This window comes from Planctobacterium sp. AWH2_060 (assembly GCF_056158425.1).
In genome coordinates this window covers 751,244-776,384 of the sequence record NZ_JBSWTG010000001.1, presented here as the reverse complement: position 1 = coordinate 776,384, position 25,141 = coordinate 751,244, and the positions used below count along the sequence as shown (strand labels likewise).

Here is a 25,141-nt window from a genome sequence, read left to right as displayed (position 1 = left end):
AACTGTTACCGGGAGCCTGTTGGCTCCCGGTGAGATATCGCAGACCTTCTTATAAAAAATATAATCAGATGAAATATACAACGTTCAATCACAAGACCACTAACCCGCTCAGTGAACCTATGTTCTTTGGCAACCCGGTAAACGTAGCGCGTTATGATCAACAAAAACATCCAATCTTTGAAAAGCTGATTGAAAAACAAATCAGCTTTTTTTGGCGACCTGAAGAAGTGGATGTCAGTAAAGACAGAATCGACTTTCAAGGATTGAGCACGTCGGAAAAACACATCTTTGTTTCCAATCTGAAGTACCAGACTCTGTTAGATTCTGTGCAGGGTCGTAGCCCCAATATTGCATTTTTGCCCATTGTGTCCTTGCCTGAGCTGGAAACCTGGGTGGAAACCTGGTCGTTTTACGAAACCATTCACTCTCGTTCCTACACTCATATACTGAGAAATCTGTTTTCAGATCCCAGTGATGTGTTTGAAGATATCGTGGTTAACGAGGAAATTAAACGTCGCGCCACTGACATTTCTAAGTACTACGATGATTTAATCTTCGCTACTCAGTTATGGCAAACCCAGGGTGAAGGCGTTCATGTCGTTAACGGCACTAAGTATGAAATCAACATGCGCGTGCTTAAGAAGAAACTGTATCTGTGCATGAATTCCGTCAACGCACTGGAAGCTATTCGCTTTTACGTTTCTTTTGCTTGTACCTTTGCTTTCGCCGAGCGCGAGTTAATGGAAGGCAACTCGAAGATCATTCGCTTGATTGCCCGCGATGAAAACCTGCATCTGACTTCCACACAGCACATTCTCAATCTTTGGGCTCGTGGCAAAGACGATCCGGAAATGGCGGAAATTGCAGAAGAGTGTAAAGACGAAGCTGAAGCTATTTTCTTAAAAGCGGTTGAACAAGAAAAGCAGTGGGCAGAGTATCTGTTCCAGAATGGCTCTATGATTGGTCTGAACAAAGAAATCTTGTGCCAGTACGTTGAGTTCATCGCTAACCACAGAATGGCAGCCATTGGTCTTGGACAGCCCTTTAGTGTGCAAAGCAATCCTCTGCCATGGATGAATAACTACTTAAATTCTGACAACGTACAGGTAGCCCCTCAAGAAGCGGAAATCAGTTCCTATCTTGTAGGACAGATTGATAGCGAAGTTAATGCTGACGATTTCGGCGATTTTGATCTTTAATTAGATCATTTCGTCGTAATGAAACCTATAGAACCGTTACGCATAACTCTGGAATCAGGCGAAGCTGTTGAACAACAGACTGATAAAACCATTCTGGAGTCATTGGAAACCGCCGGGCAAGAAGTACACTTTCATTGTCGAGAAGGGTTTTGTGGCGCATGTCGTACCAAACTGACTTCTGGTTCAGTTAAGTACCTGACCGACCCACTGGCATTTATTGACGACGATGAAATACTGCCTTGCTGTTGTGTTGCAGAGCAGGACATTTCAATCAAATTATTATAAAAAAAGCCACGCATTTGCGTGGCTTTTTAGTTTTTATCGGGTTCTAAAAAACTTAGTCCAGATTAACGCCTAATCTGTTGGCGACTTCTTCATAAGCTTCTACAACACCACCCAGACCTTGTCTGAAGCGATCTTTATCCAGCTTTTCACGAGTTTCTTTATCCCATAAACGGCAACCGTCTGGCGTAAACTCATCACCCAACACTATCTCACCATTGGATACACCAAACTCAAGCTTGTAATCCACTAACAACATTCCCGCATCACTGAATAAGGTTTTAAGGACGTTGTTAACTTTGAAGGTTAATTCCTTCATGCGATCGATTTGTTCTTGTGTTGCCCAGCCAAATGACAATACGTGGTACTCATTTACCATAGGATCGTGCAGTTCATCATTTTTGAGGAAAAACTCAAAAGTAGGCGGATTCAGCTCCATGCCTTCTTCTACACCAAGGCGTCTTACGATAGAGCCAGCTGCGATGTTTCTTACCACACATTCCACAGGGATCATGTCTAACTTTTTAACCAGAGATTCATTATCTGACAGCAACGCTTCTACCTGAGTAGGAATGCCTGCTTCTTCCAGCTTAGACATAATAAAATGATTGAACTTGTTGTTTACCATCCCTTTACGGGCCAACTGTTCAATTTTTTGCCCATCAAAAGCAGAGGTGTCATTTCTGAACTCCAACACTAACTTGTCAGCGTCGTCAGTTAAGTAAACGGTCTTTGCTTTACCACGATAAAGTTCTTTAGTTTTTTGCATGATAGCTCTTCAGTAGATTAAATATCTAAATCATCAGTGGTCATAACCTGCTCGAAGGCTGGATAAATGTCACTGACGGTGCTGGCTGACAACGGATTATCTTCCGCATCACGCAGCGATAAACTGGTTTTAGGTCCCTGCTCCTTGACTACAATTCGGTAGTCAGCCTGCTCAATGGCAAGCTTATTATTGGAGTTAAACAAACTGCTCCACCATCCTTCTTCACTACCCGCATAGGTGGCGAAAATCAGGCCAGTGGACTGATCCAGATCTTTGACATTGAATCCCAGTTTTCTCAGTACCAACAACAATCTTGGCCAGGTAACTTCATAGCTCGCATTTACCAGGTAAGCCGGCTCTCCATCGGCGTCAAAACCCAACTCCATAGGCAATCCGCTCATCACTTTGCGGGCCTTGCGAATATCCGCTAATTTTAACTGTTTTTCATAATGACTGATAACATCATTGAGTACTTCTACTTCATTTTTTCTTACCTGATGCTCAGAAATGTCTGCGACAACATCCTCGTCAACCGTTTCCAAATAATCCACCAGTCTGGTATACAAGGTGGCAGAACGGCCATGAGATTTAACATCCAGGGTGAACTCAAACCTTTGACCAATTTTCCGTTCGGTTTTAGTCCAGCTATACCAGGGGCTGTCGGCATCATCTTCAATGATCATCCAGTCAGTTTTTAAGCGCTGCTGAGCTTTATCAAAATCAACAACTGCGATACCTCTTTCGTCGAGATAACTGATCAGAGAATTCCAGATTGCGGTGTCGAGCGGCACGTCATCGCGAACCTGGTCGAATTGTACAATGGCTTCACGAGAGCCTTCCATAATACGAGAGCCAGTAACAACCGGTAAAACTAATCTCGGTGAACTGATATCAAGCTCCCCGCCCAGCTCTCCTGATTCGGCATTTGCGCCAATCTGTGGAATCTCATATTCATCGCCAAAGCGAGGCGTATCTTTGCCTTGCGGTACTTTGACCTTTTCAGTTTGCACAGAATCAAGATGAGGATACGATGGATCAGTTTGTTGTTCTTCTTGCCACAAGGCACAACCACTTAATCCGAGCGAAAGGGAAACTGCTACTAGTGCACTTATACGTAATTTTTGCATTAAATCAACGCCATTTGTTTTAATAATTTTTCGAGTCTTTCCTGACTTGCCACTTCAGGCTCCACCATGGGCAATCTCAAAAACGGGCTTTGGCTAAATCCCATCTTGTACAATGCCCATTTTGGCATAACAGGATTAGGTTCGATAAATAATTCGCGATGAAGTTCCGCAATAGATGCATCTATTTGTCTGGCCAGCTCGGCATTACCGCCAGTAGCGGCTTTACACAAGTCAGACATCAACTTGGGCACTATGTTTGCTGTCACAGAAATTACCCCATGACCACCTTGCAACATAAATTCACAGCCTGTTGGATCATCACCGCTTAACAGTGCAAAGTCAGCGGGAAGCACCTCTCGCAATTCTGCCAGTCGCGCCAGATCGCCGGTAGCATCTTTTAATGCCACAATGTTTTCGTGCTGCGCTAGTTGGCGCACTGAATCCGCATCCAAGTCCGCGACTGTTCTGCCGGGCACATTATAAAGAATAACCGGCACAGTTGCAGCATCCGCAATAGCCTGAAAATGTTGCACCATGCCCCTTTGTTGCGGTTTGTTATAATAAGGGACCACACTGAGCATGGCTGATATACCAACGCTTTGCATTAAATCACCCAGTTCAATCGCCTCGGAGGTGGAATTAGCACCGGTTCCAGCGATTACCGGGATTTTGCCATCGGCATATTCAACGGTTTTTCGTACAACTTCAACGTGCTCTGAAACAGGGAGAGTGGCGGACTCACCGGTAGTCCCAACGGACACTATGGCATCAGTGCCATTATCAATGTGGAATTGCACTAGTTTTTGCAATGAAGCATAATCGACGTCACCGTCAGGTGACATTGGCGTAATCAACGCTACAATACTGCCTTTAATCATATGGGCTCCCAGAAAAATAGCGCTTAATGGTAATGACCTAAGCCATTAAAAACAAGGTATCCGCGAGTTTTATCTGGCGACATAAAAAAAACAAAGGAGCGACGCAGGAAATCTGTATGAAACATCAGCTAATTGTAACTTTCCTTGGTGCTGATAAAGCGGGAATTTTAGGAGAAATAGCGACTCTGGCCTGTTCTCTTAATTGTAACATCTTAGACAGTCGTCTGGCTCACTATGGACAAGACTTTTCCTTTAATATGATTTTAGAAGGTTCTTTGTCATCGGTAACCAAAGCTGAGTTTAATTTGCCATCTTTGGCACAAAAACTCGATCTACTTTGCATGGTAAAGCGTACAAGCCACCACACCAAACAACACCTGGTGCATTTGGCTGACGTAGAGTTTAATGGTCGTGACGCAGTCGGAATAATTAAAGACATTACGACACTGTTTACCCATCACGGTATTCACATTAATGCCTTCCGGCAAAAAACAGTGGAATTCGAGTCAGAGCAAAACATGGTGGAATGTAAAATGGTGGTGAGTATGCCGCAGGAGCTTAAGATAGAAACCATTGAACCCTTGTTTAACGACTTTATCAAACAACATGACCTGCAAGGGTCTTTCAAAGAAAAGAAATAGGATTAACAATGAATACGATCTCCGAAGGACAACCCGTCCCTCAATTCAGCATTCCCAATCAAGACGGCGCGTTAGTTAATTCCGCCGACTTTAAGGGGCAAAAAACACTCATTTATTTTTATCCTAAGGCGATGACGCCAGGCTGCACGGTGCAGGCTCAAGGACTCAGAGATAGTAAAGCTAAACTCGACGAGTTAAATGTTAAGGTCTACGGTATCAGCATTGATGCGGTAAAACGTTTAGGAAAATTTATTGAACGTGACCAACTGAACTTTGAACTATTGTCAGACGAAGATCACGCAGTAGCTGAGCTATTCGGTGTTTGGGGTCTAAAGAAGTTCATGGGACGTGAATTTGATGGTTTGCACCGAATCAGCTTTCTTATCAATGAAGAAGGCGTGATAGAAAAAGTGTTTAACAAGTTTAAAACAAAAAATCATCACGAGGTTGTACTAGACTACCTCGAACAGGCAAGCTAACACTGCTTAAAAAAACCTCAGCCGCACCTATTGTGCGGCTTCTTCTTCACTCTGATAGTTCATCACCGGTGCCGACCAGGCGTTAATCAATGCTTTAACCAGGGTGGCTAGTGGAATCGCGAAAAACACTCCCCAAAAGCCCCAGAGACCACCGAAGAATAGTACTGCCACTATGATGTACAAAGGGTGTAAGCTCACCGCTTCTGAAAACAGTATGGGAACCAACACGTTGCCATCCAGAACCTGGATGATGCCGTAAGCCACCATTACATACCAAAATTCCGGACTAATGCCCCATTGAAACAGTGCCACTACGGCTATTGGCAAGGTAACCACGGCAGCGCCTATAAACGGAATTAGAACCGAAAACCCTACCAGTACCCCCAGCAATACCGCGTAACGCAAATCCATGATTAAAAAGGTAATTACCGATACCGTCCCCACAATAATGATCTCAATGACCTTACCGCGGATATAATTGACTATCTGCTGGTTCATCTCCTGAGCTACCTGCACAATTAATCTTCTCTGGGTGGGCAAAAAACCTGAAATTTGGGTGAGTAGCAGGTGTTTATCCTTAAGCATGAAAAACACCATTAGTGGCACCAGGATGCAATAAATTAGCAAGGCCGCAAAGCCAAACAATGAGCTAAAAGAGGCGGATATGATTTTTTCCCCTAAGGAAACCACTTTTTCGTCCACACCCACCAGAAGATTCTGAATTTGGTCAGTCTTAATCAGGTGAGGGTAAGTTTCTGGAAGACCCAATAGCCAAACCTGAGCTTTTTGCCATATATCAGGCATTTCACCGATAAGATTGACTCCCTGTTGCCAGATCACCGGCACCAGTCCTAAAGCCACCAGAATGGATAACCCTGTAAAGCTCAACAGTACCAAGGTACTACCCCACTGTCTGGGCATCTGCGCTTTTTCCAATTTGCCTACTGGCCAGTCCAACAAGTAGGCAAGCACAACAGCCACGATAACAGGAGTCAGTATGCCGCCCCAAATCAGCAAGAAAAAACCGGATAAAACCAACAGGAGCAACAACATCGCTGCATCTGGATCCGAAAACTTCCTTTCGTACCAACGACCAAAAACTCCAAACATACTTCAATTTCCGTTACAGTATTCTTCTGCGCATATTATCAGACTCATTCTGTCAAAACGAGATTTGCATGATATAGTTTGTGTTAAACAGATATTATTATTTCCAAGGATTTCCTGTGGTTGAAAGCATTTCATTAAAAGCCATTAGTCAACAACGCAAAAGTTCTAATTGGGGAGAAATTCCGCCGTTTTTTCATTTAGTGGCCAGCTCAATTGCAGACCTCGAGGGAATGAATGTGCATGGATTTGACAATGCCTTTAAACGCCTGATTAAAAGAAACAACTGGAATCTAAATCGACTGGGCGGTGAAGAACTGCTCAGCGGTAAAATCACTGTTGAAAGAAAGCCAAAGCTGGTGGTCCACAGACGTTTTGTCGGCAATAACTACGAAGTGCATTGTATGCCGGAAATCGATGATGAGCCACTGGTACTGTTTTCAAAAAACAATCCCAAAATCGATTTTAAAGTTTGGGATCCCAGCACCATGCAATGCCTGATTAAACTACCCGATTTTATCGAATTTATTCGCTTTGCGTTTACCCGTGGCGACGAGATAGATCAAAAGCTGGTGCGCTACGCCGCTATAACGGTAGACAATATTTTAAAAGATCTTGCAACAGAAATTGATATCGTCGGTCTAAAAGGCTATTCCATCAATCACATCATTGAGCGCATTGAAGAAGAAGGTTCTGTAGAATAACTTCTGTCAACCAGATTAGCCGTTCAACGTTATCAATTTAACACCTGAAAAAAGAGCAAGAAAATTAACAATATGATGAAAAAGCTGTTCTGTGTATTGCTGTCAGTCAGTGCTTTTTTTACAAGCGCCCAGGTTGGGCAAGATAAAAACACTCTCCCCGAAATCGGCGTAGTGGCTTCCGATGCTATTACCATTAGCAAGGAAAAAGAGATTGGCGAGATAATGATGAAGCAATTGCGCAGTCAGGCGCCCATCATTGCCGATCCCCTGTTAGAAGAGTACCTGAACGATATCGGAAATCGCCTAGTGGTGAATGCCGATAATGTAAAATTCCCTTTTACTTTTTTCTGGATAAACAACGAAGCCATTAACGCCTTCGCCTTTTTTGGCGGCCATGTTGGTGTGCATACTGGCCTGATTTATCAGGCTGACAATGAGAGTGAATTAGCCTCGGTTCTGGCTCACGAAATCAGCCACGTCACGCAACGACACATTGCCCGCCGCATCGCCGCACAAACCAAAGCCGCGCCGCTGGCTCTCGCCAGTATGTTGGGTGGCATATTGTTGACCATGGCAGATCCGGAAGCAGGTATTGCGGCAATCTCAGCCAGTCAGGCCGCATCGTCGCAATTTGGAATTAATTACACCCGTTCTAACGAGCAGGAAGCGGACAGAGTGGGTTTTGATATGCTGGATAAGTCCGGGTTTGACGTCAGTGGTGCTGCCTCCTTTTTTGGCAAGCTGGTTGAAAAAAGCCGCGGTCAGTCAAAACAACTGGCGTTTTTACAAACCCACCCTCTGCCAGAATCTCGGGTTTCCGATGCCCGTTCCAGACAGGCTTACTATCCCAGAAAGCAATTGCCCGACAGCTTGCCATTTCACCTGGTAAAAGCCCGTATTCAGGCCCGCTACATGTTTGATAACAAATACAACATCGCGGATTTTGAAAACAAAATCAGCCGTACTCAAGGGGTTCAACAAAAAGCTATGCGCTACGGACTGGCTCTATCTTACCTGGCTAACGAAGAACCCATCAAAGCGGAAAAAACATTGGAAGTATTACTTAAAGAAGACCCAGAAAATCTGTATTACATCGATTTAGCGACTGACATTTACCTGGCGTTGAATCGCCATGATCAGGCTATCCGCAACCTGGAAAATTTAGCCCTTAAAATCCCTAGAAACCGGGTCATCAGCCTTAATCTGGCGAACGCCGCGATTACCAAAGGGGATTATGATAAAGCCATTCAGGTACTCAATGATTACCTGCTGTTAAACCCTGAGCACACTCTGAGCTACCAATTGTTAATTGAAGCTCATGCAAAACAACAATCCTTTATGCAAATGCATCAGGCTAAGGCAGAATATCTTGCTTTGTTGGCCGCCTACCCCAATGCCATTGATGAATTGCACACAGCCTACAATTTTGCCGAAGGGAATCATCTGGAGCGGCAGAGGATCAAGGCGCGCATCGAACAGTTACGAGAAAATCAGAAGCGTTTAAAGTCCCTTTAAGCGCTTAATGGCATTGATGATGTTGTCACTGGTTTGTTCCCCCATCAGTCGCTGCCGAACCACGCCATTACCATCAACAATGTAAGTTGCCGGTAATGCGTTGGGTTTTTCCATCGGCAAATTGGCTGGCGTCTCGGCGCTGATCAATGGAAATTGCATCTGATATTTGTCGCGAATTTGTTGCATTACTTCATCCGGCTCGTTGTCGTAACTCACGGCAAATAAATTATATCCTGAAGACTGGTGAAACTCGTTTAATTCAGGCACTTCTTTAAGACAAGGGGCACACCATTCTGCAAAATAATTAACCACCACCCATTGCCCACTTAAATCAGTCCAGCGATAAGATTGTTGGTCTACCGTTACAAAATCAGGTTGGTTAACCTTAAAGACCACAACTCCGGCTGAAAGCGAAGCGAGCCCAAGCAGAAAAAATAAGATATTTTTGTTCAATTGAGTGTTCTCTGATGCGTTGTATCGTTAGAATAGATGTTTTTAATTAATGGGATTAGCATGTCAAAAGTCACTATTTTACACAACCCACGTTGTTCTAAAAGTCGTCAAACCTTAGAGATATTAAATCAGGCTAACCATTCACCCGAGGTCGTAGAGTATTTAAAAACACCTTTGACTGCGGAACAACTGACTGAAGTTAAAAATAAGCTGGGACTGGGATCATTTATTGAAATGATGCGCGTAAAGGAGCCTGAATTCAAAGAAGCAGGATTGAGTAAGTCAGAATCTACTGAGCAACAGTTTTTAGACGCCATGGTGGAATACCCTAAATTAATGGAACGCCCCATCGTTATTACTGATTCTGCAGCCCGCATCGGTCGTCCCCCTGAATCTGTATTAGCACTATTCTGATGAGTTACATTCTGGTTCTCTATTACAGCCGTCACGGGGCCACCAAAAAGTTGGCAGAGCAAATAGCGCTAGGTGTCGCCAGTGAAAACATGGAAGCCCGCGTAATGACGGTGGCGGACAAGGATAGTGACAGCATTGACCAGTTTGCCAGCCAACAAGACCTGGCAAACTGTTCGGCATTAGCCCTTGGCAGCCCCACTCGATTTGGTCAAATGGCGGCACCATTACAGGTTTTTTTACAAGGCTCTTCAACACTGTGGTTAAAAGGCAATCTGGTTGATAAACCGGCAATGGTGTTTACTTCATCTTCTTCGATGCATGGCGGGCAGGAATCAACCTTGTTAAGCATGTCGTTACCCTTGATTCATCATGGCATGTTGCTTTGCGGCATTCCCTATTCAGAGCCAGAATTGCACGACACAACCACCGGCGGTACGCCCTACGGAGCCAGTCACGTAGTGACAAATCAATACGCAGATAAACTCAGTGAGCACGAAAAGCAACTGGCCTTCAAGCAAGGTAAAAGACTGGCCCAAATCACTAAAAAACTAATGAGTAACTAATGACAGAAAATACCGCATCCAATGCTACGCCTTTATCTCCACGTACCCGCTTTTTCAGAAACCTGGCGCTTGTAGGTTATTTTGGACTGTTTGCCTGGATACTGATTTGGCACTTTGTGTTGAGCAGCAGTGAATATTCCAACTTGTTTCTGTTTTTATTTTGGGTCTTACCCTTGCTGTTTCCAATGGTTGGCTTACTAAAAGGTAAACCTTATACCTACGCCTGGGCCAACTTTATTGTAATGATTTATTTTTTACACGGTCTTACTGCTATATATACTGAACAAACCTGGTGGTACGCCGCCATTGAGCTGTTTTTTGCCCTGCTGATGTTTATTGGCTGCTGTTATTACGCCAGAGGACGCGGCCGTGAACTGGGATTAAAACTAAAAAAGTTGTCTGAACTAACCTGATCTAAGTTTGTTTTAATTCCCTATATTAATGAGTAAAGCCATCTAAAGGAGTACAATGTGGTTAGAGTATCATTGCTGAGTCTGACGCTTTTTTTATCTGCTTGCGGCGGTTCTGGTGGTAGTTCCAATGATACACCGCCCCCTGTAACGCCACCGCCAGCGGCTACCACATTGACCATTCAGGGCGATACCGAAGCTAACCAAAATCAAAGCGTTGCCATCATCGCGATGTTAAACGCCGATGCTTCAGCCTATAAATTTACCTGGGCTCAAACGTCCGGGCCTGCGCTGGAACTGCTCACAGCAAACAGTCAGGTGTTAAGTTTTGATGCGCCTTCGCCCGGTGAATATGGATTTAGCGTTTCGGTTTCTGATCAAAATGGTGCGGTCAGGTTTCAGGATACTCACACTTTAATAGTTAACAACCAGGTGCATAATGCGACCGTCAGGTTGGATCACGTGGTTTCGGAAAGTGCAAAAGTATCTTTCAGGGCGGATGCCATACCGCAACGGGAAATTATCAGTATTAGTTGGCAACAAACCGCCGGACAAACCGTTCCTCAAAGCAATTTTACCGCTACAGACGATGAACAGTTTCTGTTTTTCGATGCACCATTGGTTTCTGCCGACCAGATATTACAGTTCAGAGCGACGATGACCCTGGACAATGGCGACAATATCACTGACGAGGTTTATCTGTTAGTCAGAAATGTCGCCTCCAATGAAGATGGTTTTTTCCCTGGTTCTGCTGAGCGCATCGTTACCACCGAAATGCATGCCTATAACAGTAATTCCCCCTATGCCAGCGCTTTAGAGTCCTGTGTATACAATAATAGTGTCGGTAGTTCCTGCCGATTCTCGACATTACCACTTTTGGGACAAGTATCAGACTCCCCTGATATTGATGACGTCATGGACAGAGTATTAGTTTCCCATCAATGGATGGGGGATCGCCTGAAATCTTATCTGGAAAACTCAGTAGCAGCACAAGATATGCTGTTATTGTTCCGCGGCGTCACGGCCATAATCATTTCTTACGATGTCAGACCTTCTTTTTATTGGGTCGCCACAGGCGCAATTTACCTTGATGCTGATAATTTCTGGGTTACCCCTGAAGAGCGCGATACCCTGAATGATGTGCCCGATTTTCGCAGCGCCTTTGGTGCAGATTTGCAGTTTATTATGCCCTGGCGTTATGTCAAAGATAACCAAAGTTATCTGGCACGCGCCGCCTACCCACGGCAACAGAGATTAAGTCGTACTTTTGAGGATTTAGAAGCCGACATCACCTGGCTGATGTACCACGAACTTGCTCATGCCAATGACTATTTTCCACCGGACAGATGGCAGGATATTCCGACCAGTTCAGATCCGCTTGCCTATTACAATGTGATGGCGCCGGACTCCACCAGTTTTGCCTCGTTCTATCCCCTCACCTCTGAGCAATTAAAAGCTTTGGCGCAGGTGAGCTTTGCCGGAGAAACAGCAACCACTGCACAACGCAACGTCACTGATGTGGAAGCTGCAGAGATGTTTCAAAATGACAGAGCAGCCATGTACTACAGTTACAGTTCAATTCGGGAAGATTACGCCACCCTGTTTGAACGCTTTATGATGGCCTATCGTTTTGGCGCAGAAGCAGATACTGCTGTAATGAAAGTTCGCAATGAAAACCCTGATTTGATTGTAACCTGGGGTCAGCGCTCCCGAATAAATGATCCCAGCTTGTTGAATCGTACCCGTCAGGTCGTTCGCAACATTTACCCGGATTTAGACGTTGATGCAATCCAGCCAACTTTACCTGCGGCACAAGAGTTACGTGCAGGTGAAACATGGGAAGCCAATCTGAATCTCGAAGACAGTGCAGAGCGCGTCAATAAACTTCCATTGAGACGTTCACCAGCAGAGCAATTTCCAGCCCATATGCAGCACTATTTACACCAGGGCAGACCGGTTATTCCCGGAGAGGGAAACTAGAAACTAACTAATACCCAGCACTTCTTTGGCAAACGGGATAGTTAATTTTCGTTTTGCCTGGAGTGAGCTTTCATCCAGTGCTTTCATGGCACTGGTGAGAGAGTGAAGGTCTCTTGGCAAGCGGGTTAATAAAAAGTTTGCCAGGTCATCTGGCAATTCCAATCCGGCATTTTTTGCCATCAACTGCAATAACTGAACGCGCTCTTCTTCACCGATGGGACGGATACTCATACATTGTCCCCAAACCAGACGCGACGCCAGATCCGGCAATCTAAAAGACATCAACTTCGGCATTTTCTGAGCAGATAAAATAATATGCACATTGCCGCGTTCCAGTATCCGGTTGATTAAATCGAATACTGCCACTTCCCACTCTTTGTTAAGCAGTATGGCATCGATATTATCAACGCAAACCAGGTCGCAGTTTTCCAGTCCTTCCATCATTTTCGGACTTAATGTCTCTGCCGCGTCCAAATCAATATACACCGCGATTTGTTGGTTTTCGTTGGCGAGATTACAGCTGGCATTAAGCAAATGGGTTTTACCATCTCCACGCCCTCCAGTGATAAAAGTGATCACAGATTCCGTGGCACTGCCCAGAGAAAGACCTTTTAAATGCTCAATCAGCTCAGCATTGTCAGAGACAATGAAGTTTTCAAAAGTTTGAAACTCAGAGCTGGAAATAGGCAAAGCCAACTGAGGGGTCATTGAAGCCATCTGAACTCCATATCGTTTATAACTCTGCCAAATGCGTCAGTTTTTTGGGTGATTTTTGCGTCCAACTCAAGAGTATTAATTAAATCTTCTTGTGCCCCGACGATATCCAAGCGGAAAGTGGCAGTCTTGCCTGAAACCTTGACCAGTTTGACGTTATTTACTATCGCTAACGACTCAAGGAATTGTTTCGCAGAAACATAAGCCTCAATGGAATCCAGATTAATAATGTTCATAGTGACGGAATTTTCGGTTTCATAACTGGAAGAAACCACGGCAAATCTGGCTGCCAATTTATCTGCCAACATATCCACCAGGTTTTGCAATGCCACTTCGCGACTGGCTGCAAAAAAGCTACCCTCTTCAATCAAATCTTCATTGAGCAATTGCCAATCCAACTGCCAGCGCATCTGATCTGATATATTTTCGTCACCGACACTAATCTGACCTCGGTCAAACAAGCGCGCGGCGATTAAATTATCATTAGGGTAACGCTGACTGGCGCGTTTAATAACACCATCAAAACGTCCCCACACATCGAATACATGTATCACTTGCGAGTCTTCGATATCCATCAGTGGAAAAGTAAAGGGAATTCCACGAATCTGCGCCTGCTCCAGTAATAATTGTTTAACTTCTGTATCTCGGGTTGCGGTAATCAACTCCCGGTCGTCTCGCTCATTGAGCCAGGCTAACCAGAGCAAAGTATCAGGACGTCTTTTACCCCAAATGGGTTTACCGACATCGCTTAGCAATTGATTGATTTTTGCTTCGTCAAATTGGGCAACCATATAGCGACCATTGCTGTTGTTCTCAAAGCGAAAGGACTGGATCAGATCTCTGGCTTCATTATCAGTTTTTGCTAACTCTGGTACTTGAGTAATGGTTTTCGAACCACTGACTTTCACTAAAACCTGAAAGTAGCTGTCTCGAATAGCTGCATTTTGCGCAGCCACAGTTTGGCTGGCCACCCGCACTTTGGTTTCATAGAGGTTTTGTATCACCGCTGCATGAGATTGCAAAACTCCCAGGCAACAAATGAGTATACATACCGTTTTAAGCAGCAAATTAGGTCAACTGTGTGATTGTAATAAGTTTATTGTCCTGGAATATGAGCCAAAGATCACCCCTCAGAATCAAATAAATAGCTCATTTGCTTATTTTCAAGCCAATTTGAAAAGACAAATCAGTATTCAATGGGCCGTTAAATTGTTAACATTAGCGCCAATTTTAGCCATACCCAGAGTAGTCGTTTTGAGTAAAGAATCCCTTAGTTATAAAGATGCCGGCGTTGACATTGATGCAGGTAATGAACTTGTCGAAAGAATTAAATCAGTAACTAAAAAAACCCATCGCCCTGAAGTAATGGGTGGCTTGGGAGGATTCGGCGCTTTGTGCTCGATTCCTGAAAAATACAAAAGCCCTCTGTTGGTATCAGGAACCGACGGCGTAGGCACTAAATTACGTCTGGCGATGGATTTAAACAAGCACGATAGTATTGGTATCGACCTTGTGGCCATGTGTGTAAACGATCTTATTGTTCAGGGTGCAGAACCCCTGTTTTTCCTGGATTATTACGCCACCGGCAAATTGAACGTAGATATTGCCGCAGAAGTTGTTACAGGTATTGGAAAAGGCTGTGAGCTTTCCGGTTGCGCCCTGATCGGTGGAGAAACCGCAGAAATGCCAGGTATGTATCACGGCAATGATTACGACGTAGCGGGATTCTGTGTCGGTGTCGTTGAAAAAGAAGAAGTTATTGACGGCAGTAAAGTTGCTGCAGGTGATAAATTGGTGGCACTGGCTTCCAGTGGACCCCATTCCAACGGCTTCTCGTTAATTCGCAAAATTATTGAAGTCAGTCAATCTGATACCAGCGAATTGCTGCAAGGCGAAAGCATTGCCGACCATTTGCTGGAACCTACCCGCATCTACGTCAAAAATACCTTAAGTGTTATCGCCCAATACCAAATCAATGCGATTTCTCACATCACAGGTGGCGGCTTCTGGGAAAACATTCCACGAGTACTACCTGACACAACAAAAGCGGTTATTGATGGCAATTCCTGGCAGTGGCCAGCAATATTCAACTGGCTGCAAGAAAAAGGCAATGTCACTACCCACGAAATGTACCGCACCTTTAACTGCGGTGTAGGTCTTATTCTGGCGGTGCCTGCAGACCAGGCAGAAGCAATTACCAATAGCTTCAATGAGCTGGGTGAAACGGCCTGGGTTATCGGCGACATTTCCGAGCGAGAAGGTGAAGAAACTCAGGTAGAAATACGCTGAGACGCCTTTTATGAAACGTATAGTCGTACTTATCTCAGGCAGCGGTTCTAATCTGCAAGCCATCATCGATGCGACGGAAAACAAGGAAATACCGGGACAAGTAGTCGCGGTTATTTCCAATAAGGCAGACGCTTTTGGTCTGCGCCGCGCGCAAAATCACAATATTGCTCATCAGGTCATCGACCACAAGGCATTTCCTGACAGAGAGAGCTTTGATAAAAAACTACAAGCCGTTATTGAAGACTATCGCCCGGATGTTGTAGTGCTGGCCGGATTTATGCGGATCCTGACCAATCAATTTGTTGAGTATTTCACGGGAAAACTGATCAACATCCACCCTTCTCTGCTTCCAAAGTTTAAAGGTCTGGATACCCACCAAAGAGCACTAGAGGCAAAAGAAGTCTTTCACGGTGCCTCTGTACATTTTGTAACACCAGAGTTAGATGGCGGTCCTGTTATTGTTCAGGGACCTGTCGCTATACTTGCAGAGGATGATGTGGAATCCTTGAAAGCCAAAGTGCACAAGGTTGAACATCAAATTTATCCCTTTGCGGTTAAACTAATATGCGAAGACAAAATTAAAATGACGGTGGATGGTGTGCTTTATGAGCAACAGCGTTTACCGGAAACAGGGTTGGTCCATGAAGTTTAAAAAACACGTTACCTTACCACTGGCTTATTTGTTTACAACCTTGTGGATGCCTCACAGCGCGACGGCACAAGAAACAATCACAGCTGAGCCAGAGGTTACCAGTACAGTTGCAGAGCAAGCTCAGACAGCACTGGCCCCCTTTTCAGCAAAGTATATTGCGTATCGCAATGGCAGTGATATCGGTCATGCGGTTATGTCATTAGAGAAGACAGAATCCGGTTATAAGCTGTTTTACAAAAGCGATGTCTCCATTTTCTTTTTGTCTGACACTCGCGCAGAAACCAGTCTATTTAATCTGATAGATGGGCAATTTGTACCGCAAAAATATCAGTACAAGCGCGAAGGCACTGGCCCTGACAAATCCCTCAGCCTGACATTTGATGATGAGACGCAAAAAGTCATCATTAAATCTGGCCGTAAAGATCCTGCCAGTATCAACTGGCAAGGTGAATGGGATAATCAGTTATACCGCTTCGATCTGCAGCGGCAACTTAAACTAAACAATCAGGATATCAGCTACAACCTGATCAATTATCGCGGCCAGTTAAAAACCTATGGGTTTGAAATCGAAGGTGAAGAAGTTTTGCAGCTGCCATTTGGCAAACTAAACACTATCAAGGTAAAAACCATCCGCAGCAGTAATAAGCGCGTTACCTGGTCCTGGTTTGCACCCGACTTAAATTATCAGTTAGTGCGTTTACAGCAATTCAAAGAAGGCGACGAACAAGGCGATATCCAGCTTTCCGAATACCAACTGTTAAATTAAATTTGAGCGTATTGCAGCTACAAAAAAGGCCGTTTGTACGGCCTTTTTAGTTCTACTCAACAAATAACTCTCTATTTACTGGCGATGTACTGGTCAACAAATCCTGCCAACACATCTAACGGCACAGGACCATTAGCCAGCACGATATCGTGGAACTCACGGATATCAAACTTGTCGCCCATTTCCGTTTTTGCTTTTTCACGCAGCTCGATAATCTTGTTCATACCAATCTTATAAGCTGTCGCCTGGCTTGGCATAACAATGTGACGCTCTACCATTTTAACCGCATCGGCTTTGGCATTTGGGGTATTGTTAACGTAATAATCTATCCCTTGTTCACGTGTCCACTTCATGGCGTGAATACCGGTATCTACCACCAAACGACAGGCGCGCCATAGTTCCATTGCCAAGCGACCAAAATCTGAGTACGGATCTTCGTACAGGCCAATCTCTTTCGGAACCAGCTCACTGTATAATCCCCAACCTTCGGTATAAGCCGTGTAACGACCAAACTTACGGAATTTAGGAATGCCTTCAAGCTCCTGAGCGATAGCAATCTGCATGTGATGGCCAGGAACACCTTCGTGATAAGCTAACGCTTCCATTTGATAAGTGGGCATAGACGCCATGTCATACAAGTTGGCGTAATAGGTACCCGGACGGGTTCCATCCATCGAAGGTTGTTGATAAAAGGCTTTACCGGCAGATTTTTCTCTGAAAGGTTCAACCGCTTTTACAATCAGATCAGCTTTGGGTTTGGTGATAAACAATTCATCCAGTCTGGCCTTCATATTATCGATAAGCGCAGTGGCCTCATCCAGGTAACGTTGACGGCCTTCTTCTGTCGATGCATAAACGAATTGCTCATTGTCACGCATGTGTACAAAAAAGTCCTGCAAGGTACCTTCAAATCCGACCTTTTTCATTATGGCGCGCATTTCATCGTGGATGCGTTCAACTTCATCCAATCCAATTTGATGGATTTCCTGCGCAGTCAGGTCAGTAGTCGTTGTACGAGCCAGTGCGTTGTTGTAAAAAGTTTCACCTTCCGGGAATTTCCAGGCACCATCTTTATCGTCAGCCTGAGCTTCGATATTTTTAACACCCGCGATCAGGCTTTCGTAGGCTGGCTTTACTGAATTCAACAATGCAGACTTTGCATCATTTAACAGTGCTTGTTTTTGCGCATCTTCAATTTCCAGCGCAGCTACTTTGCCAGAGAAATCCGCCCATAAAGTACTGTCTTCACCATCGTCAAACGGCGCGCCAGTGATAATATTTTGGCTGTCATTGATCACATAAGGATATACGAATTTAGGCGCAATAATGCCCTGTTCAGCGCGTACATTCAGGTTGGCAACCAATTGTTCAAACAGTTTTGGCAAGCCATTCAATCTTGAAATATAAGCTTCGGCGTCTGCGACGTCACCGATGCGATGTTGATTTATCAGCAACGAAGCGACGCTGGAGTGCAAACCAAACATCTGATTTACCGGATAGTTATAGTTGCGCCATTTATAATCATCAATGCCATTTTGCAGTTGCTGCACCATTAACTGCCAGCTGAGTTTGGTTTGCTCGTCCAGTTGCTCTACATTAATCGCTTTAACACGGGTTAACTGTTCTTTTTGTAACTCGTGATCTTCTTGTTCTCTCTCACTGGATAAATCATCCCATTTGTCTTGGTCAGTTTTAATGCCAAGATAGGATTGATACATAGGAGAACGCATGACATTCTCCATAAAAATATCTTCAAATAACTGGTTGGCTTTTTCTGATTCACTCATTGCTTTAGCTTCAGCAACCTCAGAGCTTGCCGGAGTCTCCACGCTGGCTGATTCCTGCTTAGGAGCCTGACCACAAGCGCCTAAAACCAGAGCCAGCGATACTGCTGCTGATATGCATTTTAGTTGTTTCATAATTTCCTCAAGGTTTCTGTCTTAATTATAATTATCGTATCCCTTTCTCAGACTTGCTCTGAGAAAGTGGTCGCCTCTGACGGCTTTTTTTATTAACCCTTTAGCCAAAATAAGGGACTTCTGTTGGGTAATCTAATTATGTTCCGGTCCTGAATGTGGATCAATGCTGAGTAATCTTGCAAAAATAGACAGGCCCGAACAAAGATTAATAAACTTTTCGCTCAAGGACAATTAAAGCGTGTTACCCGCCTTTTAATATTAACTCGCCTTTTTTAAACAATATAAATTCTCCGGACTCCATTTTCTGCCAGGTCTCATCCCCTGTCAGCGGCTCTGTCGCAATAACCGACACCACATCATTGGGTGTTGTTTCCTGTTGAAAATCAATAACCCAGTCAGTGTCAATTAAGGTGGCTTTTCCAAAAGGTGCTCTTCGGGTTATCCAATGTAATTTAGAAGTGCAATAGGTCATCAGGTAGATACCATCTGAAAGCAACATATTGAACACGCCAAGTTCCTTTAATGACGCCGCCAACTTTGCCACATAGCGGAATACGGGTTTCATGTCCTTTGGCCTGTTTGGATATTTTTTCTTGATGTTATCCATTATCCAGCAAAATGCCATTTCACTGTCTGTGTTGCCTACTGGCTGGAAAAAATCAGACTTCAGTTTGTCTTTATAATTGGATAACTGGCCGTTATGCGCGTAGGTCCAATGCCGGCCCCACATCTCCCGTATAAATGGATGAGTGTTTTCCAGAGACACCTTGCCGCGATTGGCCTGTCGAATATGGCTGATTACTGAACAAGACTTTATTGGATAAGATCTGACTAGTTTGGCAATCTCAGAATCGCAACTGGGCAGCGGATCTTTAAAGCTCCGGCAACCTTTACCTTCGTAAAAGGTAATTCCCCATCCATCTCTGTGCGGTCCTGTTCTGCCCCCTCTTTCCAGCAATCCACAAAAGCTGAAACATATATCTGTGGGCACATTGGCCGACATTCCTAATAATTCACACATAGCTAGTAAATCTTACGTTTTGAAAATAGAAGAAAAAAATAATTCAAACACCTGTTTGAATTTTGCAAATTATGCTATAAATTAAACATCCTGTTTACATTTTAATTGTCCGGACAGACTAATCATACTGTCCTTGGGAGCCATTATGAATCTATTAATATGGTTTTTTGCGCTGTTCGCTGCGCTTGCAGCCTGCAGTTATTTAAGAATCAAACTTTTTCAAACTACTCTGGTAGTGGGTGCAATTTTTGTTGTTGGAACCCTGTTAAACCTGGTGGGTGTCCTCGGATGGATTGCCTTTGCAGCAATTGCAATCCCGTTAAACTCGGCGCAACTGCGCAAGCAATACTTTACCGCTCCGGCGTTAAAAATGTATCGCAAGATCATGCCGGAGATGAGCAAAACTGAACAAGATGCTATCGATGCCGGCACCGTTTGGTGGGACGGCGAGCTGTTTAGTGGTAGTCCAAATTGGGAAACCCTGCACAACATTCCTCAGGCAAGGCTTTCAGCTGAAGAGCAAGCCTTTCTGGATGGCCCGGTAGAAACCGTTTGCGGCATGGTAGACGAATGGCAGGTAAATCACGAGCTGGCGGATTTACCCCCAGAGGTATGGCAATACCTGAAGGATAATAAGTTCTTCGCCATGATCATCAAAAAAGAATACGGCGGCTTACAATTTTCCGCTTATGCACAATCACGTGTTCTACAAAAGCTTTCAGGCGTCAGTACAGTTTTAGCCAGCACCGTAGGTGTGCCTAATAGCTTGGGTCCAGGCGAATTGTTACAACACTATGGTACAGAAGAGCAACAGCAGCAGTATCTGCCCGCCCTGGCAAGGGGTGAAGAAGTGCCCTGCTTTGCGCTGACCAGCCCTGAGGCAGGCTCTGATGCCGGAGCAATTCCCGATCGCGGCGTTGTTTGTAAAGGCGAATGGAATGGCGAAGAAGTTATCGGTATGAAGCTCACCTTTAACAAACGCTATATCACTCTGGCACCTGTCGCAACGGTAGTTGGACTTGCTTTTAAACTTTACGATCCAGATGGTCTGATTGGCGAGCAAGAAGATATTGGTATTACCTGTGCTCTGATCCCTTCAGACACCAAAGGATTAGACATTGGGAACCGTCATTTTCCGTTAAACGTTCCTTTCCAGAATGGTCCTATCAGAGGCGAAGATATTTTTGTGCCTCTGGATTACATCATCGGGGGTGTGAAAATGGCGGGCCAGGGCTGGCGCATGTTGGTGGAATGTTTGTCAGTTGGCAGATGTATCACTTTGCCGTCAAACTCTACCGGTGGTGTAAAAACCATGGCACTCGCAACTGGTGCCTATTCTCGCATCAGACGCCAATTCAAACTGCCCATTGGTAAAATGGAAGGCATCGAAGAAATGTTGGGCCGCATTGGTGGTAATGCCTATCTGATGGACGCCGTCACCAGCATGTCTACAAAGGGTGTTGATCTGGGTGAAAAACCTTCGGTTATTTCAGCCATTTGTAAGTACCATTTAACTGAAAAAATGCGTCAATGTGTCATCGACGCGATGGATATTCATGGCGGTAAAGGCGTGATGTTGGGGCCAAATAACTACCTAGGTCGTGGTTATCAAGGCGCTCCTATTGCTATTACAGTTGAAGGTGCAAACATTCTGACCCGTAACATGATGATCTATGGCCAGGGCGCGATGCGCTGTCACCCATTTGTACTAAGTGAGATACAAGCTGCAGCCATTGAAGACAAAAACAAGGCCATTGCTGAGTTTGATAAGGCGGTATTTGGTCACATTGGTTTTGCCATCAGCAATACGGTGCGCAGCAAATGGTTGGGCTTTACAGCTGCCAAGTTTATCAGTGCGCCATTCAAAGACGAAACCCGTACCTACTACCAATCACTAACGGCCTTCAGTGCTAACCTGGCGATGCTTTCTGACATTTGCATGGCGCTGTTGGGTGGTGAATTAAAACGCAAAGAGCGTATCTCGGCACGTCTGGGGGACATCCTGAGTTACTTATACCTGGGTTCAGCCACTCTGAAACGCTTTGATGATGAAGGTCGTTTAAAGGAAGATTTACCCTTCCTACACTGGGCAATGCAAGACACTTTGCACAAAACAGAGGTGGCAATAGTTGATTTGCTGGACAACTTCCCCAACAAAGTCGTTGGACGTATATTGAAGTTCATGATCATGCCATGGGGTCGCCGTCATACTAAGCCTTCTGATGTGTTGGAGCATAAAATATCACTGATACTGCAGCAACCAGGAAGTGCACGTTCTCGACTGGGCCACGGTCAATACCTGACGCCGTCAGATAACAACGCTATCGGTAAAATGGAACAAACTCTGAAGGATATTCTGGATGCCGAACCGCTATTTGACAGAGTGTGCAACGCAGCTAACGAAAAACTGCCGTTTACCCAACTTGATCTGGTTGCGGCGAAAGGCGTCGAACTAGGTGTTTTGAATGAGCAAGAAGTTGCTCTACTCAACAGAGCGGAAAAAGGACGTCTGGAAGTAATAAATGTGGACGATTTTGCGCCCGAAGCACTGCGCGCGGGGGTAACCAAAACCAGTCGCAGAGGAAAAGCCAAAGCGGCTTAAGCCATCCAATTTACTGCTATAACGGCCCTCCATGGGCCGTTTTTTGTTGTATAAATACCTGCATTATTCCCCTTAATTCTAAAAATTCTTTTTAAATTATCTAAACTTAAGCGATACTGGTCTGATTTACAGAACCGAACCGCTGTGTTGAACTGGCGCTATTGTTTTGCCAGAGCAGAACGCAATCATAATAAGGTGCAGTAATGCGCGAAGATGACTTTCCAGATACCAGAGACTTCGCCAAGATATTGGTAGTTGACGACGATCAGATCAACCTTGAGACTATTTGCCATACCCTGGAGTACTACGGCCACAACGTCTGTCCAGTAGAAGATGGCGAGACAGCATTAATGGCGGTTCTCGACTTTCAACCTGACCTCATCATCCTCGACATCAATATGCCCGGAATGAACGGCCTGGAAGTCTGTAAGCGGCTTCAAACTGAACCCAGTACCAGTAAAATACCCATCATATTTTTAACCGGCAGCAAGACTGACATCAATAAAGCGTTTGAATTAGGTGGTGTCGACTACATTGTAAAACCCTTTAATACCCACGAAGTACTGGCCAGAGTTAATGTCCACCTGCGAAGCAGTATGCTGCTTAACACCCTGGCGGATACCAATGCCGCCCTTGAAAAGATCACCAATAGCCTGGAAGAAAAAGTCAAAGAACGAACCCGGGAACTGGCACTGTCAAATCAAAAGCTGACTGAAGAGATCGCCGAGCGGCAAAAGCTACAAAGCAAACTTGAGCATTTAGCGAAATACGATATGACTTCCAGTTTATTAAACCGCATATCGATGGAAGAGCAATTGGATTTCAAACTGCTGGAAAGTCAAATGCTGGAAGACTTCACCCTGTTCTATCTCTACATGGATGTGGATCAGTTTAAAGTCATCAATGATACCTGCGGACACGCCGCCGGGGATCAACTCATTCGCAATCTATCAGAGCTGCTTAAGCGCGTAGCCAATAACGATGAAATCGTGGCCCGCATGGGAGGCGATGAGTTCTCTATTATCTTCAACAGCACCGACCTGGATTCTGCAAAGCGACGGGCAATAGACATTCGCAAAGCAATTAACGATATGCACTTCGACTGGGAAAAAGAACACCTGTTTGTCAATGTCAGCATGGGTTTAGTGGAGCTGAATGGCGAGTTTCAGGATGCCAACCACATAATGAGTGTGGCAGAAAGACTTTGCTTTGAGTCGAAATCTCAGGGTGGCGGTGAACTGTTAATTTACGAACAAGAAAAAGAAGCCGTTAATAATAAGACCCGCGCAGTGCGCTGGGTTCCGGTAATTCAACAAGCCATTGAACAAGATAAGTTTTCTTTATTTGGTCAGGGTATTTATGCTACTCAGAGCCAAAAATCCGCCAAGTTCGAAGTACTGGTACGTATGCAAAGCAGCGGTGCAGAATTAATACAACCATCGCAATTTATTAGCGTTGCAGAGCAGTATCATTTGATATCTGCGATCGACCAAAAGGTATTAGAAAAATCTTGCCAGATGATCGCCGACTTTCCTAATTTTAATGGCGAATTGGCTCTTAATATCTCTGGCGAATCCGTTTACAAAGCCAGTTTTGTGGACCAGGCCTATGATACAATCCAAAAATACGGTATCGACGCCAAAAAGTTATGTTTCGAAATAAACGAGTCTTCGGCTCTTACCAATATCAATGCGACACGGCGTTTTATCGAAAAGTTAAAACAACTTGGCTGCAAGTTCGCGCTTGATGATTTTGGAACGGGAACCTCTTCCTATGGATTTTTGCGTGAACTGGATGTGCAATATGTCAAAATTGACGGTAGTTTTATTCATAAGATTGGCTCGGAAAAGATCAGTCGCATGATGGTGGAATCTATAGTGGCCATTGCCAGAGAAAATAACATGTGTGTTATTGCTGAAGCCGTTGAAACCGAATCCATGTTAAAAGTGTTAAAAGAGATAAACGTGGATTACGCGCAGGGCTTTTTGTTACACAAACCCGAAGCCTTAGAAAACCTAATAAAAGTGCCCCATTAAAATAAGTGCTGTGAATGAGTGAATCAGACATCAACCAAAAGCTAGAACAGTATCACCAATACTTTACGATAAAGCATTCTCTGAATGTTAATCTACTGCCGATGCCTTCGGATTTTCAGGTGCCTTTACCGGAAGAATTGCTCAGTCACATGCCCTACGCTTTTCGCATGGCTGGAGAGTTGGCAGAACTGGAAACCAAAGCATTGCGCCCTTTGCGACACCTTGGCGATCACGCCAGAGAACTGGCAGAGTTCCTGAATCATCAATCGAAAAAAATTGATCTGATGATGTCGTACATCCTGCATCAACAAGACGAAAAAGAAAATCGCTACAAGGGAACCGAGTTTGGTGGTGCCGGCCTGAGTGTCATCAGTTCCAAAGAAATGTTGCCCGGCAGCATTTATCAACTTAAAATTTTTCTGGAAGAAGAAGCCGCTGCGGTGTTTTGTTATGCCGAAGTGATCTCATGTGAGCCTTCGGACGAAGAAGAGTTCCGAATCGCTTTAATTTTCAGTAGCATTAGAGAGCAGGATCAGGAGTTGTTAGTGCGCGCCAGTTTACATTTACAAACCCGACACCTGAAAAGCCGTACAGAAAACAATCAATAATCAAATTTCTCCA

General features: G+C 44.6%; 25 protein-coding genes. 16 read left to right on the top strand and 9 right to left on the bottom strand.

Features of this window, described 5'->3' with window-relative positions:
- Window positions 1-68: 68 nt before the first annotated feature.
- A complete protein-coding gene (nrdB, locus tag ACXAD8_RS03420) occupies window positions 69-1,199 on the top strand; it encodes a class Ia ribonucleoside-diphosphate reductase subunit beta (protein ID WP_475224933.1) in 1,131 nt (376 codons plus the stop codon).
- An 18-nt stretch (window positions 1,200-1,217) separates the two neighbouring features.
- Complete coding sequence (yfaE, locus tag ACXAD8_RS03415) at window positions 1,218-1,484, top strand: class I ribonucleotide reductase maintenance protein YfaE (RefSeq protein WP_475224930.1); 267 nt, start codon at window positions 1,218-1,220, stop codon at window positions 1,482-1,484.
- Window positions 1,485-1,536: 52 nt separating this feature from the next.
- On the opposite strand, the gene purC is transcribed toward yfaE, so the two are convergent.
- From purC to dapA, 3 genes are read right to left on the bottom strand one after another with little or no spacing between them, the layout of a single operon-like run.
- A complete protein-coding gene (purC, locus tag ACXAD8_RS03410; RefSeq protein WP_475224927.1) occupies window positions 1,537-2,250 on the bottom strand; it encodes a phosphoribosylaminoimidazolesuccinocarboxamide synthase in 714 nt (237 codons plus the stop codon).
- Window positions 2,251-2,267: 17 nt separating this feature from the next.
- Window positions 2,268-3,377, bottom strand: coding sequence for an outer membrane protein assembly factor BamC (gene bamC, locus ACXAD8_RS03405; protein ID WP_475224924.1), 1,110 nt, complete (start codon window positions 3,375-3,377; stop codon window positions 2,268-2,270).
- Window positions 3,377-4,255 carry a 4-hydroxy-tetrahydrodipicolinate synthase gene (gene dapA, locus ACXAD8_RS03400; protein ID WP_475224922.1) on the bottom strand — a complete coding sequence of 293 codons (879 nt, stop codon included), beginning with the start codon at window positions 4,253-4,255 and terminating at the stop codon, window positions 3,377-3,379. Before dapA ends, bamC begins: the two co-directional genes overlap by 1 nt.
- Before the next feature lie 116 nt (window positions 4,256-4,371).
- On the opposite strand from dapA, the gene ACXAD8_RS03395 reads away from it, so the two are divergent.
- Together ACXAD8_RS03395 and bcp are read left to right on the top strand one after the other, a co-directional pair.
- Window positions 4,372-4,896 carry a glycine cleavage system transcriptional repressor gene (locus ACXAD8_RS03395; protein ID WP_475224920.1) on the top strand — a complete coding sequence of 175 codons (525 nt, stop codon included), beginning with the start codon at window positions 4,372-4,374 and terminating at the stop codon, window positions 4,894-4,896.
- A gap of 8 nt (window positions 4,897-4,904) precedes the next feature.
- Complete coding sequence (bcp, locus tag ACXAD8_RS03390) at window positions 4,905-5,375, top strand: thioredoxin-dependent thiol peroxidase (RefSeq protein WP_475224917.1); 471 nt, start codon at window positions 4,905-4,907, stop codon at window positions 5,373-5,375.
- 27 nt (window positions 5,376-5,402) lie between these two features.
- Here bcp and ACXAD8_RS03385 read toward each other — a convergent pair whose 3' ends face one another.
- On the bottom strand, window positions 5,403-6,485 hold the full coding sequence (locus ACXAD8_RS03385) for an AI-2E family transporter (RefSeq protein WP_475224915.1): 1,083 nt from the start codon (window positions 6,483-6,485) through the stop codon (window positions 5,403-5,405).
- 116 nt (window positions 6,486-6,601) lie between these two features.
- Between ACXAD8_RS03385 and ACXAD8_RS03380 the strand changes: the two genes are divergently transcribed.
- Both ACXAD8_RS03380 and bepA read left to right on the top strand, forming a co-directional pair.
- On the top strand, window positions 6,602-7,186 hold the full coding sequence (locus ACXAD8_RS03380; protein WP_475224912.1) for a hypothetical protein: 585 nt from the start codon (window positions 6,602-6,604) through the stop codon (window positions 7,184-7,186).
- A gap of 72 nt (window positions 7,187-7,258) precedes the next feature.
- The gene (bepA, locus tag ACXAD8_RS03375) at window positions 7,259-8,701 is read left to right on the top strand and encodes a beta-barrel assembly-enhancing protease (RefSeq protein WP_475224909.1); all 1,443 of its coding nucleotides are present in this window, start codon (window positions 7,259-7,261) and stop codon (window positions 8,699-8,701) included.
- Here bepA and ACXAD8_RS03370 read toward each other — a convergent pair.
- Window positions 8,687-9,154, bottom strand: a complete 468-nt coding sequence (locus ACXAD8_RS03370) for a TlpA family protein disulfide reductase (protein ID WP_475224906.1) — start codon at window positions 9,152-9,154, stop codon at window positions 8,687-8,689. The genes bepA and ACXAD8_RS03370 overlap by 15 nt on opposite strands.
- 60 nt (window positions 9,155-9,214) lie before the next feature.
- Here ACXAD8_RS03370 and arsC point away from each other — a divergent pair, with 60 nt between their 5' ends.
- From arsC to ACXAD8_RS03350, 4 genes are read left to right on the top strand one after another with little or no spacing between them, the layout of a single operon-like run.
- Complete coding sequence (gene arsC / locus ACXAD8_RS03365) at window positions 9,215-9,568, top strand: arsenate reductase (glutaredoxin) (protein WP_475224904.1); 354 nt, start codon at window positions 9,215-9,217, stop codon at window positions 9,566-9,568.
- Window positions 9,568-10,131: an NAD(P)H:quinone oxidoreductase gene (gene wrbA / locus ACXAD8_RS03360; RefSeq protein ID WP_475224902.1), complete on the top strand. Its 564-nt coding sequence runs from the start codon at window positions 9,568-9,570 to the stop codon at window positions 10,129-10,131. Before arsC ends, wrbA begins: the two co-directional genes overlap by 1 nt.
- Window positions 10,131-10,544: a DUF2069 domain-containing protein gene (locus ACXAD8_RS03355; RefSeq protein WP_475224900.1), complete on the top strand. Its 414-nt coding sequence runs from the start codon at window positions 10,131-10,133 to the stop codon at window positions 10,542-10,544. Before wrbA ends, ACXAD8_RS03355 begins: the two co-directional genes overlap by 1 nt.
- 57 nt (window positions 10,545-10,601) lie before the next feature.
- The gene (locus ACXAD8_RS03350; protein WP_475224897.1) at window positions 10,602-12,521 is read left to right on the top strand and encodes a PKD domain-containing protein; all 1,920 of its coding nucleotides are present in this window, start codon (window positions 10,602-10,604) and stop codon (window positions 12,519-12,521) included.
- Window positions 12,522-12,524: 3 nt separating this feature from the next.
- Here ACXAD8_RS03350 and hda read toward each other — a convergent pair whose 3' ends face one another.
- Together hda and ACXAD8_RS03340 are read right to left on the bottom strand one after the other, a co-directional pair.
- A complete protein-coding gene (hda, locus tag ACXAD8_RS03345; RefSeq protein WP_475224894.1) occupies window positions 12,525-13,238 on the bottom strand; it encodes a DnaA regulatory inactivator Hda in 714 nt (237 codons plus the stop codon).
- Window positions 13,226-14,257 (bottom strand): DUF2066 domain-containing protein, encoded by a 1,032-nt coding sequence (locus tag ACXAD8_RS03340; protein WP_475224891.1) that lies wholly within the window; start codon window positions 14,255-14,257, stop codon window positions 13,226-13,228. Before ACXAD8_RS03340 ends, hda begins: the two co-directional genes overlap by 13 nt.
- Before the next feature lie 232 nt (window positions 14,258-14,489).
- Between ACXAD8_RS03340 and purM the strand changes: the two genes are divergently transcribed.
- Genes purM through ACXAD8_RS03325 form a run of 3 tightly spaced genes read left to right on the top strand, consistent with a single transcriptional unit; the run spans window position 14,490 to window position 16,942 of the window.
- Window positions 14,490-15,524 (top strand): phosphoribosylformylglycinamidine cyclo-ligase, encoded by a 1,035-nt coding sequence (purM, locus tag ACXAD8_RS03335; RefSeq protein WP_475224889.1) that lies wholly within the window; start codon window positions 14,490-14,492, stop codon window positions 15,522-15,524.
- Between the two features lie 10 nt (window positions 15,525-15,534).
- On the top strand, window positions 15,535-16,176 hold the full coding sequence (purN, locus tag ACXAD8_RS03330) for a phosphoribosylglycinamide formyltransferase (protein ID WP_475224886.1): 642 nt from the start codon (window positions 15,535-15,537) through the stop codon (window positions 16,174-16,176).
- On the top strand, window positions 16,166-16,942 hold the full coding sequence (locus ACXAD8_RS03325; protein ID WP_475224884.1) for a DUF3108 domain-containing protein: 777 nt from the start codon (window positions 16,166-16,168) through the stop codon (window positions 16,940-16,942). The genes purN and ACXAD8_RS03325 overlap by 11 nt, the downstream gene beginning before the upstream one ends.
- 71 nt (window positions 16,943-17,013) lie before the next feature.
- On the opposite strand, the gene ACXAD8_RS03320 is transcribed toward ACXAD8_RS03325, so the two are convergent.
- Together ACXAD8_RS03320 and ACXAD8_RS03315 are read right to left on the bottom strand one after the other, a co-directional pair.
- Window positions 17,014-18,861, bottom strand: coding sequence for a DUF885 domain-containing protein (locus ACXAD8_RS03320; protein ID WP_475224881.1), 1,848 nt, complete (start codon window positions 18,859-18,861; stop codon window positions 17,014-17,016).
- Between the two features lie 241 nt (window positions 18,862-19,102).
- On the bottom strand, window positions 19,103-19,882 hold the full coding sequence (locus tag ACXAD8_RS03315) for a class II glutamine amidotransferase (protein ID WP_475224879.1): 780 nt from the start codon (window positions 19,880-19,882) through the stop codon (window positions 19,103-19,105).
- Window positions 19,883-20,027: 145 nt separating this feature from the next.
- Here ACXAD8_RS03315 and fadE point away from each other — a divergent pair, with 145 nt between their 5' ends.
- The 3 genes from fadE (at window position 20,028) to ACXAD8_RS03300 (ending at window position 25,128) form a co-directional block, all read left to right on the top strand.
- On the top strand, window positions 20,028-22,484 hold the full coding sequence (gene fadE, locus ACXAD8_RS03310) for an acyl-CoA dehydrogenase FadE (protein WP_475224877.1): 2,457 nt from the start codon (window positions 20,028-20,030) through the stop codon (window positions 22,482-22,484).
- Between the two features lie 203 nt (window positions 22,485-22,687).
- Window positions 22,688-24,520, top strand: coding sequence for a two-component system response regulator (locus tag ACXAD8_RS03305; RefSeq protein ID WP_475224874.1), 1,833 nt, complete (start codon window positions 22,688-22,690; stop codon window positions 24,518-24,520).
- Between the two features lie 14 nt (window positions 24,521-24,534).
- Window positions 24,535-25,128: a PilZ domain-containing protein gene (locus ACXAD8_RS03300; RefSeq protein ID WP_475224872.1), complete on the top strand. Its 594-nt coding sequence runs from the start codon at window positions 24,535-24,537 to the stop codon at window positions 25,126-25,128.
- Window positions 25,129-25,141 lie beyond the last annotated feature (13 nt).

Excerpts from the sequence above, each read along its gene's own strand:
- nrdB (WP_475224933.1), top strand. The coding sequence starts at position 69 with ATGAAATATACAACGTTCAATCACAAGACCACTAACCCGCTCAGTGAA.
- yfaE (WP_475224930.1), top strand. The coding sequence starts at position 1,218 with ATGAAACCTATAGAACCGTTACGCATAACTCTGGAATCAGGCGAAGCT.
- purC (WP_475224927.1), bottom strand. The coding sequence starts at position 2,250 with ATGCAAAAAACTAAAGAACTTTATCGTGGTAAAGCAAAGACCGTTTAC.
- bamC (WP_475224924.1), bottom strand. The coding sequence starts at position 3,377 with ATGCAAAAATTACGTATAAGTGCACTAGTAGCAGTTTCCCTTTCGCTC.
- dapA (WP_475224922.1), bottom strand. The coding sequence starts at position 4,255 with ATGATTAAAGGCAGTATTGTAGCGTTGATTACGCCAATGTCACCTGAC.
- ACXAD8_RS03395 (WP_475224920.1), top strand. The coding sequence starts at position 4,372 with ATGAAACATCAGCTAATTGTAACTTTCCTTGGTGCTGATAAAGCGGGA.
- bcp (WP_475224917.1), top strand. The coding sequence starts at position 4,905 with ATGAATACGATCTCCGAAGGACAACCCGTCCCTCAATTCAGCATTCCC.
- ACXAD8_RS03385 (WP_475224915.1), bottom strand. The coding sequence starts at position 6,485 with ATGTTTGGAGTTTTTGGTCGTTGGTACGAAAGGAAGTTTTCGGATCCA.
- bepA (WP_475224909.1), top strand. The coding sequence starts at position 7,259 with ATGATGAAAAAGCTGTTCTGTGTATTGCTGTCAGTCAGTGCTTTTTTT.
- arsC (WP_475224904.1), top strand. The coding sequence starts at position 9,215 with ATGTCAAAAGTCACTATTTTACACAACCCACGTTGTTCTAAAAGTCGT.
- wrbA (WP_475224902.1), top strand. The coding sequence starts at position 9,568 with ATGAGTTACATTCTGGTTCTCTATTACAGCCGTCACGGGGCCACCAAA.
- ACXAD8_RS03355 (WP_475224900.1), top strand. The coding sequence starts at position 10,131 with ATGACAGAAAATACCGCATCCAATGCTACGCCTTTATCTCCACGTACC.
- hda (WP_475224894.1), bottom strand. The coding sequence starts at position 13,238 with ATGGCTTCAATGACCCCTCAGTTGGCTTTGCCTATTTCCAGCTCTGAG.
- purN (WP_475224886.1), top strand. The coding sequence starts at position 15,535 with ATGAAACGTATAGTCGTACTTATCTCAGGCAGCGGTTCTAATCTGCAA.
- ACXAD8_RS03325 (WP_475224884.1), top strand. The coding sequence starts at position 16,166 with ATGAAGTTTAAAAAACACGTTACCTTACCACTGGCTTATTTGTTTACA.
- ACXAD8_RS03320 (WP_475224881.1), bottom strand. The coding sequence starts at position 18,861 with ATGAAACAACTAAAATGCATATCAGCAGCAGTATCGCTGGCTCTGGTT.
- ACXAD8_RS03315 (WP_475224879.1), bottom strand. The coding sequence starts at position 19,882 with ATGTGTGAATTATTAGGAATGTCGGCCAATGTGCCCACAGATATATGT.
- fadE (WP_475224877.1), top strand. The coding sequence starts at position 20,028 with ATGAATCTATTAATATGGTTTTTTGCGCTGTTCGCTGCGCTTGCAGCC.
- ACXAD8_RS03305 (WP_475224874.1), top strand. The coding sequence starts at position 22,688 with ATGCGCGAAGATGACTTTCCAGATACCAGAGACTTCGCCAAGATATTG.
- ACXAD8_RS03300 (WP_475224872.1), top strand. The coding sequence starts at position 24,535 with ATGAGTGAATCAGACATCAACCAAAAGCTAGAACAGTATCACCAATAC.